This is a genomic window from Nonomuraea sp. NPDC048901, from assembly GCF_040649695.1.
Lineage (GTDB): Bacteria > Actinomycetota > Actinomycetes > Streptosporangiales > Streptosporangiaceae > Nonomuraea.
Window position 1 is genome coordinate 33,731 of record NZ_JBEZFW010000017.1, and the last position, 15,972, is coordinate 49,702.

General features: G+C 67.3%; 13 protein-coding genes. 5 read left to right on the forward strand and 8 right to left on the reverse strand.

Annotated elements, in window-relative coordinates; genetic code table 11:
- Positions 1–75 precede the first annotated feature (75 nt).
- Positions 76–1,347, forward strand: coding sequence for an MFS transporter (locus tag AB0C30_RS43210; protein WP_357955092.1), 1,272 nt, complete (start codon positions 76–78; stop codon positions 1,345–1,347).
- Positions 1,348–1,373: 26 nt separating this feature from the next.
- Here the strand turns inward: AB0C30_RS43210 and AB0C30_RS43215 are convergent, their stop codons facing one another.
- Positions 1,374–2,345: an SDR family NAD(P)-dependent oxidoreductase gene (locus tag AB0C30_RS43215; protein ID WP_357955094.1), complete on the reverse strand. Its 972-nt coding sequence runs from the start codon at positions 2,343–2,345 to the stop codon at positions 1,374–1,376.
- Between the two features lie 63 nt (positions 2,346–2,408).
- Between AB0C30_RS43215 and AB0C30_RS43220 the strand changes: the two genes are divergently transcribed.
- Complete coding sequence (locus AB0C30_RS43220) at positions 2,409–2,984, forward strand: TetR/AcrR family transcriptional regulator (protein WP_357955096.1); 576 nt, start codon at positions 2,409–2,411, stop codon at positions 2,982–2,984.
- 135 nt (positions 2,985–3,119) lie between these two features.
- Here the strand turns inward: AB0C30_RS43220 and sigJ are convergent, their stop codons facing one another.
- From sigJ to AB0C30_RS43235, 3 genes are all read right to left on the reverse strand, one after another.
- Complete coding sequence (gene sigJ / locus AB0C30_RS43225) at positions 3,120–4,010, reverse strand: RNA polymerase sigma factor SigJ (RefSeq protein WP_357955098.1); 891 nt, start codon at positions 4,008–4,010, stop codon at positions 3,120–3,122.
- On the reverse strand, positions 4,007–5,197 hold the full coding sequence (locus AB0C30_RS43230; protein WP_357955100.1) for an FAD-dependent oxidoreductase: 1,191 nt from the start codon (positions 5,195–5,197) through the stop codon (positions 4,007–4,009). Before AB0C30_RS43230 ends, sigJ begins: the two co-directional genes overlap by 4 nt.
- A 148-nt stretch (positions 5,198–5,345) precedes the next feature.
- The gene (locus AB0C30_RS43235) at positions 5,346–5,885 is read right to left on the reverse strand and encodes a DUF1062 domain-containing protein (RefSeq protein WP_357955102.1); all 540 of its coding nucleotides are present in this window, start codon (positions 5,883–5,885) and stop codon (positions 5,346–5,348) included.
- Positions 5,886–6,407: 522 nt separating this feature from the next.
- On the opposite strand from AB0C30_RS43235, the gene AB0C30_RS43240 reads away from it, so the two are divergent.
- Both AB0C30_RS43240 and AB0C30_RS43245 read left to right on the forward strand, forming a co-directional pair.
- Positions 6,408–8,039 (forward strand): phospholipase A2, encoded by a 1,632-nt coding sequence (locus tag AB0C30_RS43240; protein ID WP_357955104.1) that lies wholly within the window; start codon positions 6,408–6,410, stop codon positions 8,037–8,039.
- Positions 8,040–8,184: 145 nt separating this feature from the next.
- Complete coding sequence (locus tag AB0C30_RS43245; protein WP_357955106.1) at positions 8,185–10,266, forward strand: S8 family serine peptidase; 2,082 nt, start codon at positions 8,185–8,187, stop codon at positions 10,264–10,266.
- A 69-nt stretch (positions 10,267–10,335) separates the two neighbouring features.
- Here the strand turns inward: AB0C30_RS43245 and AB0C30_RS43250 are convergent, their stop codons facing one another.
- Genes AB0C30_RS43250 through AB0C30_RS43265 form a run of 4 tightly spaced genes read right to left on the reverse strand, consistent with a single transcriptional unit; the run spans position 10,336 to position 14,697 of the window.
- Positions 10,336–11,601: an alpha-L-fucosidase gene (locus tag AB0C30_RS43250; protein ID WP_357955109.1), complete on the reverse strand. Its 1,266-nt coding sequence runs from the start codon at positions 11,599–11,601 to the stop codon at positions 10,336–10,338.
- 54 nt (positions 11,602–11,655) lie between these two features.
- On the reverse strand, positions 11,656–12,495 hold the full coding sequence (locus AB0C30_RS43255; RefSeq protein WP_357955111.1) for a carbohydrate ABC transporter permease: 840 nt from the start codon (positions 12,493–12,495) through the stop codon (positions 11,656–11,658).
- Positions 12,488–13,414: a sugar ABC transporter permease gene (locus AB0C30_RS43260; RefSeq protein ID WP_357955114.1), complete on the reverse strand. Its 927-nt coding sequence runs from the start codon at positions 13,412–13,414 to the stop codon at positions 12,488–12,490. The genes AB0C30_RS43255 and AB0C30_RS43260 overlap by 8 nt, the downstream gene beginning before the upstream one ends.
- Positions 13,415–13,422: 8 nt before the next feature.
- The gene (locus tag AB0C30_RS43265; RefSeq protein WP_357955116.1) at positions 13,423–14,697 is read right to left on the reverse strand and encodes a sugar ABC transporter substrate-binding protein; all 1,275 of its coding nucleotides are present in this window, start codon (positions 14,695–14,697) and stop codon (positions 13,423–13,425) included.
- Between the two features lie 97 nt (positions 14,698–14,794).
- Between AB0C30_RS43265 and AB0C30_RS43270 the strand changes: the two genes are divergently transcribed.
- A complete protein-coding gene (locus AB0C30_RS43270) occupies positions 14,795–15,940 on the forward strand; it encodes an ROK family protein (protein WP_357955118.1) in 1,146 nt (381 codons plus the stop codon).
- Positions 15,941–15,972: the final 32 nt, after the last annotated feature.

Sequence of the window (15,972 nt, forward strand, 5' to 3'; positions counted from 1 at the left end):
ACGGTGAGATCATCGACCCGGCACTGACCGGACGTTCGAGACGACTCTCAGACTCTGAGGAGGAGACCAGCCCACATGCCCACCGGAGCGACCCCTGTGGCCAACCGGTCCTACCGCGCGGTGCTGCGCGACCGCCAGATGGCCGGGCTCCTGCTGGGCGACCTCCTGGCCAACGCCGGTACGGGCATGATCATCGTGGCCATGCCCGTACAGACGCTGTCCATCCACGGCAGTGTGCCGAAGGCGATCGCCATCGGGCTGGTGGAGGCGGCGCCGTTCGTCCTGTCCACCATCCTCGCCCTGGCCATCGGACTGGGGCGGGTGAGGGTGCCGCCGCGAACCCTCCTGCTCGCCGACTGTGTCTTACGGTCGCTGACCTTCGCCATCCTCGGCGTCTTGGCCGTCACCGAGCGACTTTCACTGCCCGTGCTGATCGTTGGTCTCCTGTTCGGCGCGACGTTCCGGATGGCCGGCTCAAGCAGCCGGCGTCTGCTGGCGACGTCCATCGCGGGTGAGAGCGGGCGGTTCGCGGTCAACGGCTTACTCGGGTTGAATTCCACGTTCGCGCTCTACATCGTCGGCCCGGTGCTGGGCGGAGTGATCGTGGCGTCCACCGGCGCGGGCGTCGCGCTCTTCTTCGACGCGTGTGGTGCGCTGATCCTGCTGGCCGCCGTCCTGATTTCCGTTCCCCGGGCCACCAAAGATCGTGACGCGCCTGCTCGCGCGGGAGTCCGCGAATCGGGCTGGCGGATCCTGCGTCGCCGACCGGTCGCCGCGCGGCTGCTGGTGGTCGAGTTCTTCTTCAACTTCTTCTACATGCCGATCGAGGTGGCGCTTCCCCTGTACGTACGCGGGACGCTGAACGCCGACGCGTCCGCTCTGGGTCTCATGTGGGGCGCGCTAGGCATGGGCGCATTCGTCGGCGCCGCTCTCGTCAATCAATTGCGCAACCTTCCACAGCGTCATGTGCTGATCGCCATCATCGGCCTGTGGGCGATGTGCCCGGTCGCTCTGGCGTTCGTCGGCGATCTCACTCTCGCGCTGATCGTCTTTGGCCTGGGCGGCCTGGTGTGGGCGCCGTTCACGCCTGTCGCGTACAGCTTCCTGCAATCGGGGCTCGAGCCCGACGAGCAACAGCAGGTCGTCACGCTGTGGACGACCGGCTCCACGGTGGCCGCCCCGCTCGGCCTGATCGTCGGCGGACCACTGATCGAGCTGGCCGGGAGCACCGGAGGGCTGGTGTTGTCCGGTGGGCTGACACTGCTGCTGCTCCCGATCGCGGCATTGGCTGTGCTCAGGCGCGCACCCGGGTCGATCGCACATTCCACGCGCGATCGGGTGCGGTAAACGGACCTGTCACCAGTGTCGAGAGGTCAGACGCGGAGCAGATCGGTCGAGACCGTCCAGAGGCGCTTGGCGGTGGTGGGATCGAGCGCCCATTCCTTGACACCGTGGGGGTGCTGTGCGAGGTCGGCGTCGTCCGGCACGGTGTAGGCCTCCTGCGCGTCGTCGAGGTAGTGGCCTCCGGAGTGAGCGAACTCCGGGGTGACGGCCGCGACGATGCTGGTGGCGGCTCCCTGCTCGACCGTTTTGTAGGTGAAGACTCCGGCGGCCTCGGCCGCATCTAGCGACGCCTTCTGCCGCGCGGTGAAGTTCCGCTGCAGTCCCGTCGCGACACCGCCGGGGTTCACCGTATTGGTGATGATGCCGTCGGATGCCCAACGGCGGGTCGCCTCGACAGCGAAGAGAGAGTTCGCCGTCTTCGATTGGGCGTAGGCGATCTGCGGGTCGTAGTTGCGACGCTCGAAGTGGAGGTCGTCGAAGTCGATGCCGGAACGCATGTGCGCTGTCGAACTGACCGAGACGATCCGTGCTCCGTCGCGGTCGGTCGCTCCCATGGCCAGGGCGTCGTGAAGGCCGGAAGCCAGGGCGAAGTGGCCTAGATGGTTCGTCGCGAATTGCAGTTCCCAGCCCTCGGGCGTCCGTTCGAGACCACCGGTGACCACGCCCGCGTTGTTGATCAGCAAGTGAAGCGGGCCGTTCCACGCGTCGACGAATCGCGTGATGGTGGTCCTATCGGCGAGGTCGAGCCGGACGACTCGGGGCCGGATCCCGCCGGTCGACTTCGCGATCGTCTCGGCGACGGCGTCACCTGCGGTCGTGTTTCGGACAGCGAGCGTCACTTCCGCTCCGGCAGAGGTCAACGCACGAGCCGTCTCGGTCCCGATTCCAGAGGAACCTCCGGTCACGATCGCGCGGACGCCGGTGAGATCGACGCCCCGTAGCACCTCGGCGGCGGTGCTGGAAGAGGTGAAGGGCGTGGAAACGAGTTTGAGAGTGGCCATGGCGGCGACTATACAGACTAGACAATATTTGTATAGTTAGCCTCTCGCTCGTATGCTCGCTTCATGAGCAGTCCCGAGGTTGGTCACCCGCCGCCGTCGACAGTCGCCGATACCGACCGTCGGTCCATGGTTCTGGACTCCGCCATGGTCACGTTCGCGCGATTCGGTTACCGGAAGACCTCGATGGAGGAGGTGGCGCGGGCGGCGCATATCTCCCGGCCTGGGCTCTATTTCCTCTTTTCCGCGAAGGAGACTCTGTTCCGTGCCGCAGTTGCCCAGGCATTGGATCGCGACATCACAGCGGTCGAACGCGTCCTGGCCGACACCGGCCGACCCCTTCTGGAGCGTCTCGTCGAAGCGTTCGATCAGTGGGCGGGCCGCTACATCGGCCCGCTGACGAGCGATGTCGCGGTGGTCATCGAGGACAATCCCGACCTCCTCGGAGAGATCATCGAGACCCCGCGGCGCCGTTTCGAGGAACTGATCACAGACGCGATCGCCATAAAGTCGGGACGAGAGGCGGCTTCCCCGGTCGCGCAGACGATGATCAGCGCATCGATCGGCATCAAGCATCAGATCGCATCACGGGAGGCCTACCTCGAACGACTGGAGGTAGCCATCGATCTCCTGCTGCGCTGAAGACGCTTGCCGAAGCCGCGCGAAGGGCCACCCGATTCCCGTCACCGCCTGCCATACGACGGTGGAAGTGCGAGACCTCAAGCCGCCGAACGTGATCCAATCCGGCGGGCTTGAGCTGGTGAAATACCTGTCCGTCTACCGGCTGATCTGACGCGGAACCGCCACCGCGAGAAGCTTGTCTGGGTTGCGGATGGCGTAGAAGTTGGTGATCTTCCCGTCGGCGATCTCGATCAGGAAGACGCCTTCCAGGCGCTCACCGCTGAGTACCAGTGCGGCCGTGTGGTTGCAGTTGACCATCTCGATCCGCAGGTCCCCCAGCCGCTCCTGGCGGAACAGGCTCATCAGGACCGCGGCCACCTTCTCCGCGCCCACCACCGGCCGACGCGCCGCGGTGGCCTTGCCGCCGCTGTCGGCGGTCCAGATGACGTCCGGCGCGAGCAGCCAGAGCAGCCCTTCCAGGTCACCGGTGGCCGCCGCGGTCATGAACTGCTCGGTGACCCGCGCGCTGGTCGCGGCGTCGACGGGCTCGAAGCGCTGACGGCGTGCCTGTACGTGCTCGCGGGCGCGGTGCGCCACCTGCCGCACCGCCGCCACGGACTTGCCCACCGCCGTGGCGATGTCGTGGTAGTCGAAGCCGAACACCTCGCGCAGCACGAACACCGCGCGCTCATCGGGACCGAGTGTTTCGAGCAGTACGAGCATCGCCATCGACACCGACTCGGCGAGCACCACATCGGTCGAGGCGTCGTTCTCGTCGAGCAGCAGTGGCTCGGGCAGCCACGGGCCGATGTAGTCCTCGCGACGGCGCGCGCTCGCTCGCAAGGCGTTGAGCGCCTGACGGGTCACCAACTGGGCCAGATACGACTTGGTGTCGCGCACTGTCGAGAGGTCCACGGTGGCCCAGCGCAGATAGCTGTCCTGCAGCACGTCGTCGGATTCGGTCGCCGAGCCGAGGATCTCGTAGACGATCGTGAACAGCAGCGGCCGCAACAGGGTGAACCGCTCGGCATGCTCATCGGTGCTCACGGGGAGGTGACCACCCGCGCGGCGGAGGCCGGTTGCTCGGGACGCGGGCCGCCCTTGGGCCAGCCCATGGAACCCGGCTTGCGGGCCTCGCCGCGTATCCGCTTCGACACCACGAACTTGCAGGTCACCTCCTTGATCGCCGCACCCATGCGGCCGCCGATGTAGACGTTGATCGCGGTGTCGTCCTTGCGGGTGAGCTGCCGTATGCCGGCGCGCCGGCCGAGGCTGACGCACGCCCCGGTGAAGGCCAGGTCGATCACCGCCGGTGCGGTCCCCGCGATGCGGCTCAGCACGGTGTCGGCGGCCCGCGCCCCGAGCGGCCCGGCGGCGTAGCCGCTCATCCGCAGCGGCCGGCCCGACGGTGCGGCGGCGTCGCCGGCCGCGACAAGGCGGTCGTCGTCGAGGCTGGTCAGCGTCTCGTCAGTGAGCAGCCGGCCGAGCGCGTCGGTGCGAAGCCCACTGGCCGCCGCCAGCTCCGGCACGCCGAAGCCAGCCGTCCAGACGGTCAGCGCGCTCGTACGCACCCCACCGTCGGCGACGACGACCGCATCCGGCCGCACCTCGCTCACCATGGCGCCCTCGAGTACCACGACACCATGCCGCGACAGCCATTTGGCGATGTATCGGCGACCAGACGCGCTGAATGTCGGTGCCAGGGTCCGGCCGCACACCAGTGTGACCCTGCGTCCTTGCTCGGCCAGCTCGGCGGCCGTCTCGATGCCGGTCAACCCGCCGCCGACCACGGTGATCGGAGCATCGACGGGTAACTCCTCCAGCCGGGCGCGCAGCCGCTGCGCGTACTCGAACTCCGCGATGTCGAACGCGAATTCGGCCGCGCCAGGCACCCCTGACGGTATGGCCCTGGTGCTGCCGACCGCGTAGATGACGTAGTCGTAGTCCAGGGTACGGCCCGACGCCAGCCGTACGGCGCGGGTGGCGGCGTCGATGCGCGTGACGCTGTCGACGACCAGGCGAACGCCCTCGCCGAGCAGCGTGCGGTAGTCGATCGTGGCGTCGCCGGTACGGGCCACGAACTGGTGCAGCCGGATGCGTTCGACGAACTCCGGGCGTGGATTGACCAGGGTGATGTCGACGTCGTCGCGCGTCCGCAGACGGTTGGCCGCGAGCGTACCGGCGTAACCACCGCCGATGACCACGACCTTGTGGCGTGTGTTGTATTCGGTCATGCCCTCAGGACACCGCCGGCCACTGGGACGTGACAGCACGCGACGTGACGCGCGTCACTCCGTTCGCCAAGAACGTCGATCCGGCCAAGGCAGAACACGGCACAGCCATGTTCTGCCTTGGCGGAGAGCATCGCACCGACGCCTGGACCTACTGGACCGGCCACACCAGGACGAAGGAGAAATCCCGTTTCGTCCTGCGGTTCAGCGGGATATCGATCTTGACCCGGCGAGCGATCTCATTGCGGCTGATGCCCAGTCCATGAGCGATGAGCCGTCCGGGACGGACCGGCACGGGATCGTCGAAGGTGACCGTGATCTGAACGGGCCACGGATCCTCGGGAACGGGAGATGCGTGGAGTTCCCAGCACCCGTCCCAATCGAGCCCGAACCGGTTGCGCCGGGCGATCAACGGATCGAGAAGGGTATCGGCGACCAGGGACGGCGAGTTGTCCGAGTAACCGGCCAGAAGGCCGGCGGGCAGTGAGCGGACCGGGACGCGATCGTGGACGGTGAGCTTGCTGGTCCGGTCACAGGAAACGCAGTTGACCAGGAGCCAGACGTCGAGAAGTTTGCCGTTGGCGTTGACGCGAAACCTGCCGTCGCCGACGGTGGCGCGGCCGGAAGGGCAGGCCACGCACCGGAGGGCGAGCAGAGGCAGGCGGGTACGTCGTACGGCCCAGGGCAGCACGATATGAGGATGTGAAGACATGATCTCTCTGAAGACCTGACGAAGAGCATGGAAAACAGAGCCGACGGCGTCCGTCGGCGACCGATGCGCAGGGAAGTGTCAGGTCTAAAGAGCAGGCGGCGTCATACGCGCGAAGTCCTCACGTAGGGGTGAGAGCCCAGCCTAGGCGACCACCATCTACAAGATCCACCCGTTTTCGCGACCCCGTCAGCAGACAGCTCTTCTGTCAGGCGGCACTCGCTTTACTGCTGTTCCGCACTCGCGAATGGCTGAATACGCCGCCAGGCCTTGCCGCAGAGTCATTATTATCCGGAGGCCCCACACGATCGCCATAAATTCGCCATAATTTCGCTATACAACCCCACCACCTGCGTGAACGCATAAATAAGACGCAGCTGAGGCATGGCTTCAATGGCGATTTAACACCGGCCTGTGAAATTGTCAATCTCTTGTCAAAGTGATTTATCCATGCTTATCCTCCAGGTGATCAAATCTCTTTCTCGGTTTTCCTGGAGGCACCACTTGCGCCGATTAGCGCTCCCCGTCGCCGTCACGGCGATGCTTATCCCCTTCCTCGCCCCCGAGGTCTCCGCCGCCACGCAGACCTCGACGGCCTCCGCCGCCCTGCTCGCCGACCCGCCGCCGGCCGACGTTCAGGAGATCGGCCCCGGCCAGTACTCCGCCGACAACCAGACCTTCAAGCTCACCGAGCTGGACGTGTCCGCGGGCGCGATCAGCCGTAAGCACGGTGTGGCGCTGGCCGGTGGCGATCTGGCCCGGCCGCAGTCGGCCCCGGCGACCCGCCCTGAGCTGGGCGTCTTCGGGCCGAGCTGGCAGGCCGAGTTCGCCGGTGGTCAGATCAACCGGAAGCTCGAGAACCAGAACGGCACCCTGGTCGTCACGGAACTCGACGACGGGACGTCGACCAGCTACCCGCTGAAGAGCAGCGTCTCCACCCCCGACGGCGGCGGCATCCAGATCTACCAGGCCGCCAACGGATCCAAGATCACCGAAACCACCAAGTGGGACGCGGTCGTCGGTGCGATGCGCACCACGACGATCGAGACGCTCGTGTCGGACGTGGGCGCCCAGGAGGCGGGCGACGACGGCTTCACCAACGCCGACGGCACCCCCGTCAGCGCCACCGACCTCCAGCCCACCTACACCTGGGCCCGGCCGGCCGGCGCGCCGAGCGCCGACCCCTGGCGGGTGACCGACGTGGGCAACACCGCTTTCGGCAAGTCCACGATCACCTACGACACCCAGGGCCGCGTCAGCACCGTCAAGGAGCCGGCCGGCGTGTCAGACCCCGCGTCCGTCACCAAGTTCACCTACGCCACGGCTACCACGGCCACCAGCACCTCCAACGGCGACTTCGCGGGCCGGCTCAAGGAGGTCTCGGTCACCTACGGGACCGAGACACCGCAGACCGAGGCGAGCTACGCCTACGACCCGAACGGTCTGCTGCGCACCGTGACCGACCCCAGCGTCGGCGCAGTACAGGGGACCTACTCCTACGACCCGGTGGGACGCCTGTCGTCGATCGACTCCGTCACCAACGGCGGTTGGCAGCTGTCCTTCCCGGCGGGCGTCGCGGCTCCCCAGGTGACCGCCACCGGCACCGACACGCCGGCCAACGGCGGGACGACCACGGGCGCGGCCGGGCTCGACGACCCCAACGCCACCGAGCCGCCGGCCGGCGACTTCCTGCCGGAGGGCGTGGACCCCCCGCAGTCCTACCCGGCGAAGTGCAGCACGGCCGCGACCTGGATGTGGTACACCAAGTCGGGCTGCTCGGCCTGGGCCTGGCACGGCGGCAAGTGGCGCAAGCCCGACTGGAAGCGCACCGCCAGCGGCTTCAAGGTCAGGGGCATCTACTACGACCACTGCACAAGCTCTCCGGACAAGCCTCACAACTTCGACTTCCGGCCGGCCTGTGACTCCCACGACTACGGGTACGGCCTGATAGCCAACAAGAGGAAGCATTACCGCTACTACCTCTCCAACGCCCATTCAAAGGCTGACGTGGACAACCGGTTCTACATCACCATGCGCGACAAGGTGTGCGGTGGCTACTTCATCCTGGTGCGGCCCGACTGCCGGGCATGGGCCTGGGTCTACTACAAGTTCGTCAAGAGGTACGGCAATCCCTGATAACCGCCCGAGCTCAACGTGACACCTGAGCTCTGACCTTTCCGGGGGACCTTCCTCCGCCGGACGGCGGCCTCGGCCGCCGTCCGGCCACCCCTCACGCCGGCGTCGTCTCCCTGCACCTCCTTCATGTAAGGCGCGGTACGTCATGAAATTGCGAGTCTTATCCTGTGTCATCGCGGCGCTGGCGACCACGGCGCTCGCGACCGGGCCGGCCAACGCGGCAGAGGCCCCGCCCACGACTCCCGCAGCGTCCGCTACGGCCACACAGCAGACCACTTCGACCGCTCAGCAGGGCACTTCGGCGGCCCCCTATGTCGAACCCCAGCTCAGCGCGCGGGTGGCGGCCGCGGGCAAGATCCGAGTGAACGTCGTCAGCAAGACCCGCGCCGACCTGCCGGACGCGGCCTCCAGCGGTCAGGTCGTCCAGCAACTGACCCGCTTCCCCGTGGTCACCCTGCACGTCGACCAGGCCGGGCTGGACCGGCTGACCAAGCTGCCCAGTGTGGTGAGCGTGACCGAGGACAAGCCGGTGCGACCGGTGCTGGCCGAGAGCGTCCCGCTGATCGGCGCCGACAAGACCAGGGCCGCGGGCAAGACGGGCGCCGGCAGCGTGGTGGCCGTGCTGGACACCGGCGTCGCGGTCAACCACCCCTTCCTCAAAGACCGGGTGCTGGAAGAGGCCTGCTTCTCCCCCATCGACGCCGACTACTCCTCCACCAGCCTGTGCCCCGACGGCACCGCCGAGCAGGAAGGGCCCGGCGCCGCCGACGCCGACCAGGGCCCCTGCGCCGACGTGGCGCTGGACTGCGACCACGGCACCCACGTGGCCGGCATCGCGGTCGGCAACGGCACGGGCGTGACCGGCGCTCCGCCGGCCGGCGTCGCGCCCGGCGCCGAGCTCGTCGCGATCCAGGTGTTCAGCAAGTTCTCCTCCGAAGACCTGTGCGGCGCGGGCGCCGCCCCGTGTGTGCTCAGTTTCACCAGCGCTCAGCTCGCCGGCCTGGAGAAAGTGCTGGAACTGAAGGACGAGGGAGTGCCGCTGGTGGCCGCCAACCTCAGCCTGGGCGGCGGCCAGTACACCGCCGCCTGCGACGGCGACCCGCGCAAGGCGATCATCGACAGCCTGCGCACCGCCGGCGTGGCCACCGTGGTCGCGGCCGGCAACGACGGCTTCGGCACCGCCGTGGCCGCCCCGGCCTGCGTGTCCTCGGCCATCACCGTCGGCGCCACCACCGACCAGGACGGCGTGGCCGCCTTCAGCAACCGCGGCGCGCTGCTGGACCTGTTCGCCCCCGGTGTGTCGATCATCTCCTCGGTGCCCGGCAACAAGTGGGCCTCCTTGAACGGCACCTCGATGGCCGCCCCGCACGTCACCGGCGCCCTGGCCGTGCTGCGCCAGGCCATGCCCGACGCCCCGCTGGCCCAGCTCGAAACCGCCTTGAAGACCACCGGCAAGGCCATCGCCTACAACGGCGTGACCACCCCACGCATCCAGGTCGACGCCGCCGTGCTCGGAAAGGCCCCTGACACCGGAGCCTGGCCCGTCCCGTACTACGAGAACATGAAGGACACCGCGATCCCCGACCACGGCACCGTGACGTCCTCCATCGCGGTCGCCGGCCTGCTCGGCAGCGCGCCCGCCACCACCGAGGTGTACGTCGACATCCACCACACCTGGCGTGGCGAGCTGAAGATCGACCTGCTCGCACCGGACGGCAAGGTCTACCCGCTGCAGGCCAACGACCCCAACGACAGCGCCGACATCCTGCACGAGACCTACCAGGTCAACGCCAGCGCGTCGCCGGCCAGCGGCACCTGGAAACTGCGCGTGCAGGACGTCGAATATCTCGACACCGGCTTCATCGACGGCTGGTCGATCCGGCTGCCCTGCTTCGGCAACTGGGACGACACCGCCATCCCCGATCCCGGTGTCGCCGAGTCCAGCATCGTCCTGGCCTGGATCAACGGCAACGCCCCCACCCGCTCCCGGGTCCACGTCGAGATCGACCACACCTGGCGCGGTGACCTGAAGCTCGACCTGGTCGCGCCGGACGGCAAGGTGTACCCATTGCGTGCCGCCGATGCCAAGGACGGCACCGACAACATCAACGAGAGTTACTGGGTGAACGCCAGCGCCTCAGCGGCCAACGGCACCTGGAAACTCCGGGCGGAGGACTTAGCCAAGGGTGACAAGGGCTTCATCAACGGATGGACCCTGACCCTGTAGAGGCACTCGCGGAACGGGGTTCGGCCAGGAACGCGGACGCGCTCCTGGCCGGACTCGACTCTGCCGCGGCTAGTCGTTGAGGAACAGCTCGATGACCGGTACGACGACGTCGGGGCGCTGGACCGGCAGGTCGAGGGTCAGGGTGTCGGGGGTCAGGGCGCCGATGGCCGTGTTCTGGGCCGTCTGGCTGGGGTCGATCACGCGCGAACGGATCTCCGAGGCGTCGTGCAGGAACTGGGCGTACTTCACGCGCCCGCCCAGCCCTGGGAGGTGCAGGTGGCGGAACGGCCAGCCGAACACGTGCAGATAGAGCCGGTTACCGCACTGGGTGTAGCGGCAGTCGGGAGGCGCGGTGAAGCCGCTGGGGCCGGCGCCGTAGATGGAGCGGGAGTTCAGCCGCATCCATTCGCCGATGTCGGCGAGGCTCTGGCGGGCGCGCGGATCGATCTGGCCGCGCCCGTCCGGGCCGACGTTGAGCAGCAGGTTGCCGCCCTTGGCGACGCTGTCGATCAGCATGCGTACGAGCAGGTCAGGGGTCTTGTAGTCAAGGTTGTCCCGGTCGTATCCCCAGCTGCCGTTGAGAGTCTGGCAGGCCTCCCACGGCACCTCCTGGCCGTCGACGGTCATCGGGGCGGCGGGCTGGTACTGCTCGGGGGTGACGAAGTCACCGGGGATGCCGAGCCGGTCGTTGACGATGATCCCCGGCTGGAGCTCGCGCACCATGTCCATCAACTCGGGTGAGCGCCAGTCGTCGGCGCCCTTGCCGCCCCAGTAGCCCGTTCTGCCGGCGTAGGAGAAGTCGAAGAACAGGTAGTCGATCTGGCCGTAGTCGGTGAGCAGCTCGCGTACCTGGGCGTGCAGGTAGTCGGCGTACTTGGAGATGTCGCGGCCCTTGGCGGCGGCCTTGAACTCCTCATCCTCGCGCTGCGGGTGGAGGGAGTCGACGGGGAACTCGGGGTGGTGCCAGTCGATCAGCGAGTGGTAGAAGCCGACCTTCAGCCCTTCGGCGCGTAGGGCCTCCACATACGGCGCGATCAGGTCCTTGCCCCAGGGGGTGCGCGTCACCTTGTAGTCGGTCTGCGCGGAGTCCCACAGGCAGAAGCCGTCGTGGTGCTTGGTGGTGAGGACGACGTAGCGCATGCCGGCTTCCTTGGCCAGCCGTGCCCACTCCGCGGGGTCGTACAGGTCGGGGTCGAAGTGGTCGAAGTAGCGCTGGTAGTGCTCGTCGGTCATCTGCTCGCGGTTCTTCACCCACTCGTGGCGGGCGGCCAGGGAGTACAGCCCCCAGTGCACGAACATGCCGAAGCGGGATTCGGAGAACCAGGCGTGGTCCACTACGTTCCTTTCGAAAAGAGATTTCGCGAAATGAGATTTCACGAAAAAGAGATTTCATCGGCCGCCGAGACCGCTCGTGGCGATCCCGCGAATGAGATGTTTCTGCAGGAGGATCAGGAGCGCCGCGGTCGGCGCCATGGAGATCACCGAGGCCGCCATGATCAGGTTCCACTGGGTGCCCTGCTGGCCGACGAAGAGCGACAGGCCCAGCGGGACGGTGGCCTTCTCGTCCACCGTGTTGATGATGATCAGCGGCCACATGAAGCTGTTCCAGTAATTGATGAACGTGAAGACCGCCAGCACCGCGAGCGCGGGCCTGATCAGCGGCAGCATGATGCTGGAGAAGATCCGCACCGATCCCGCGCCGTCGATGCGGGCGCTCTCGGAGATCTCTTCGGGGATGGTCAGGAAGAACTGGCGCAGCATGAACGTCCCGAAGGCGGTGAAGGCCCAGGGGAAGATCAGCGCCTGGAAGGAGTCCACCCAGCCGAACCATTTCATCAGCATGAACATCGGCACGACCAGCACTTCCTGGGGGATCATCAGCGTGGCCAGGAAGACCAGGAAGAAGCCGTCGCGACCGCGCCAGCGCAGCCGCGAGAAGGCGTACGCCGACATGGCCGACGCCACGAGCACCACGACCGTGCCGCAGATGGCGACGGCGAGTCCGTTGACGACGAACTTCCCGAACGGCAGGAACTCGAACGTCTCTTTGTAGTTCTCCCACCGGATCAGCGATCCGAACAGGCTCGGTGGCGACTGGAACACCTCGTCGGCGGGCTTGAGCGAGGTGGCCAGCATGTACACCAGCGGCGCCAGGAACGCGGCGGCCACCAGGTAGAGCGCGACGTGTGAGATGACCAGCCGGACGCGGCGGATGGCGTGATCAGACATCGTAGGTCACCCATCTGCGCTGGCCGGCGAACTGCACCGCGGTCACGCCCAGGATCAACACGAACAGGATCCAGGCTCCGGCGGACGCGAGTCCGTACTGGTAGATCGAGAACCCCTTGTCGAAGACGAACATCATGAGGGTCTCGGTGTCCATGCCCGGCCCTCCGCCGGTCATCAGGAACGGCTGGGTGAAGACCTGGAACGAGGTGATGAGCGTCATGGTCGAGGCGAAGAACAGCGCCGGGGAGATCATCGGCAGCATGATGCGGAAGAACTGCCGCCACGGTCCCGCCCCGTCGATCTGCGCCGCCTCCAGCAGGTGCCGCGGGATGGCGTCCAGCGCGGCCGAGAAGACCAGCATGTTGTAGCCGAACCCCTGCCACACGCTCATCGCGACGACGGCGAACATGGCCCAGCCCGGCTCACCGAGGAAGTTCGGCGCGTGCGTGCCGGTGGCGGCGTACAGCGAGCCGTCGATCAGCCCGTTCGGCTGGTAGATCATCCGCCAGACGATCGCGTTGGCCACCATCGGCGTGACCACGGGCAGGAAGAACACCACCCGCAGCGCCTTGCGGCCCTTGATGCGCGGGCCCATCCACACCGCCAGCCCCACCGACACGATGAGGTTGAGCGGCAAATAGAGCACCACGAACAGCAGCGTGTTCAACAGCGCCCGCCGGAAGACGGGGTCGGTGAACAGCGTGGTGAAGTTCTCCAGTCCGGTGAAGGTTCGCTCGCCCACCGCGGGCCACTGGAAGAAGGCCATCACCAGAGACAGCACGATCGGGAAGAGGGTGAACACCGTCAACCCGATCATGCTGGGCGCCGCGAAGAAGGCCGCGGCCCTTCCGTCGCGGCGCAGACGGGGGCGCCGTCTGCCCGCTACCGCCGCGGGGCGGGCTATGGCGTCGTCGGACACTTCGCTCCTTAGGCCGGTGACTGCTGCTGCACCTGGTCGAGTGCGTCCGCCGCCGTGGTCTGGCCGTTGAAGGCCTGGATGCCGTACTGGGCCAGCAGCTTCTCCACCGGGTCCCAGTTCTTGGTCGTCCGGAACGGCTTCGCGGAGGCGTTGGCGGCGTCGAGGACCGGCTTGGAGCCCTCGAAAGCGTTCTCGTACCACTTGTTCTGTACGGACTTGCGCGCCGGGTAGGCGCGCCCGACCGAGCCGAGTTGCCCGAGCACCTCGGCGCTGGTCATCGTGCTGACCGCCTTGAACGCCTCATCCGGGTACGGGCAGGACTGGGAGATGCCGAAGCCGGACCCGGCCGTGTAGCTCTTGGTCCCGTCAGGACCGGCGGGGATGGTGGCCAGGCCGACACCGAACTTGGCCTTGGCCTTGAGCTCCAGAACGGACCAGGGGCCGTTCACCGACATCGCCGCGTTGCCGTTGAGGAACTGGGTCTCGGTGAAGTTGTTGTCCACGCCGGGAATCTTGGGCGAGACTCCCTGCTTGGCGGTCAGGTCCGCGTACCACTGGAAGCCGCTCTTCATCTGCTCAGTGGTGAGGGTGAGCTTGCCGGACTCGTCCATCGGCTCCGCGTTGCCCGTCTTGGCCAGGATCATCGAGAACATCCCCAGGGCCGAGGGGTAGCCCACGAAGCCGTACTTGCCGCCGGTGGTCAGCTTCTTGGCCGCCGCCTCGAAGTCGGCCACGCTCCAGCCGACCTTCGGTTCCGGCACGCCGGCCGCCTTGAACATGTCCTTGTTATAGGTGATGATCAGCGAGCCGACGTCGTACGGCAGCGCGTACTGCTTGCCGCCGGAGGCCAGCCCGGCCATGATCGACGTGTCGAAGTCGGCGGTGTCCAGGCCGTTCTTCTTGATCAGGTCGTCCAAGGGACGCATGCCGCTGACGTAGCCGCCCGTGCGCAGGCTCTGCATCGAGACGACGCACGGAGCGCTGCCACCGGCGAGGCGGGTGCCGAGCTTGGTGAAGTAGTCCTTGAAGGGCGAGGTCTCGAGCGTGATCTTGATGTTCGGGTACTTCTGGGTGACCTGGTCGGCCACTTTCTGCCAGGCGTTTCGGTCCTCGGTTCCGGACGCCCACATCCCCCAGGTGAGCGTGACCGCGCCGTTGCTCGCCTTGTTGCCTCCCGCCGATTCCTGGCCGCCGCCTCCGCATCCGGCCGTTAGTCCCCCCGCGATGACCACCGCTGTTGCGACCGCCAGCGATCTCCGACCGCTATACATCTGCCTGCCCATCGCAGCTCCACTCAATAAGCTCGGGGCCGAGTTAATTGATCCGAAACTAGGGCGTAGCAATCCGTAATGTCAATGAGCTCGTGATAGGAAATATCCGATGACTGCTCGCCGAACAGCCGGTCGTGGCGATCTGACCCGCGTCGAGATCCTGGCGCTTCTCGGCACCGCGGGAGCCCTGGATCGCCGTCAGATCGCGGCCCGGCTCAAGCTCGGCGACGCGACCGTTCACGAACACACGCGACGCCTTCTGGCCTGCGGTTATCTGCGGACTCTGAGTCCACAGGCCGGGGTGGTCGGCCGGCCGCGCATCCCCCTGCAGGTCGTGCCGGAGGCCGCCGCGACCATCGGCGTACGCGTCGCGACCGACCACCTCGTCACGGTGGTCGCGGGGCTAGATGGACGACTGCTCACATCCGATGTATCGTCCTTCGACTGTCACGCAGACCCGCTCCCCCAGCTACTCACCGTCATCGACCGGCGATTGGCTGACCCTGTCATGGGCCCCAGGCTCAAGGCCGTGGGCGTGGCCGTGCCGGCTTCCGTTGATGCGGGCTATATCCGGTTCTGTCCCCGCTTTGGGTGGAGCAACCTTCCCCTCGGTGAACGACTGCGCGCCGAGCTGCCGATCCCGGTGCTCGTCGACAACGACCTCACGGCCAGCACCACCGCCGAGCTCCTGTACCGGGCGGGACTTGAGCACGACGACTTCCTGGTGCTCGGCATCGGCGACGGGGTGGGGGTCGGCGCGGTCCTGCGTCGGCGGGTGCACCGCAGCCCGGGCGGGCTGTCCGGCGAGTTCGGCCACACGCCGGTCGCCGCCACCGGCCCGCGCTGCGCCTGTGGCGCGCGGGGCTGCCTGGAGACCTTCACCAGCGACGACGGGATCCTGCGCGCCGCTCGTCGCGAGGGCCTGGCCGAGGCGTCCACCACCATCGAGGAGCTCCGCTCACGGTGGGTCGCCGGTGAGCGGTCGCTGGCCCGGGTGCTCGCCAAGGTCGGCGCCATGCTCGGGCGGGCCGTCGCCGGCGTCGTCAACCTGCTCGGCACGCCCACCATCGCGATCATCGGCGAGAACCATGTGCTCTGGCCGGGCCTGGAGCCCGGGTTCTCCGTCGTGATGCGGACCAGTCAGGTCACCGCGGCCTACCGCGTCCAAGTGATCGTCCGTCCGTGGAGCGACGCCCAGCACGCGCTCGGCGCCGCCGGTCTGGCGCTCGCCGCTCCGGAGACGCTCTTCATCTGACGAGTTTGCGCCCTAGCTATTCAGCGTTACTA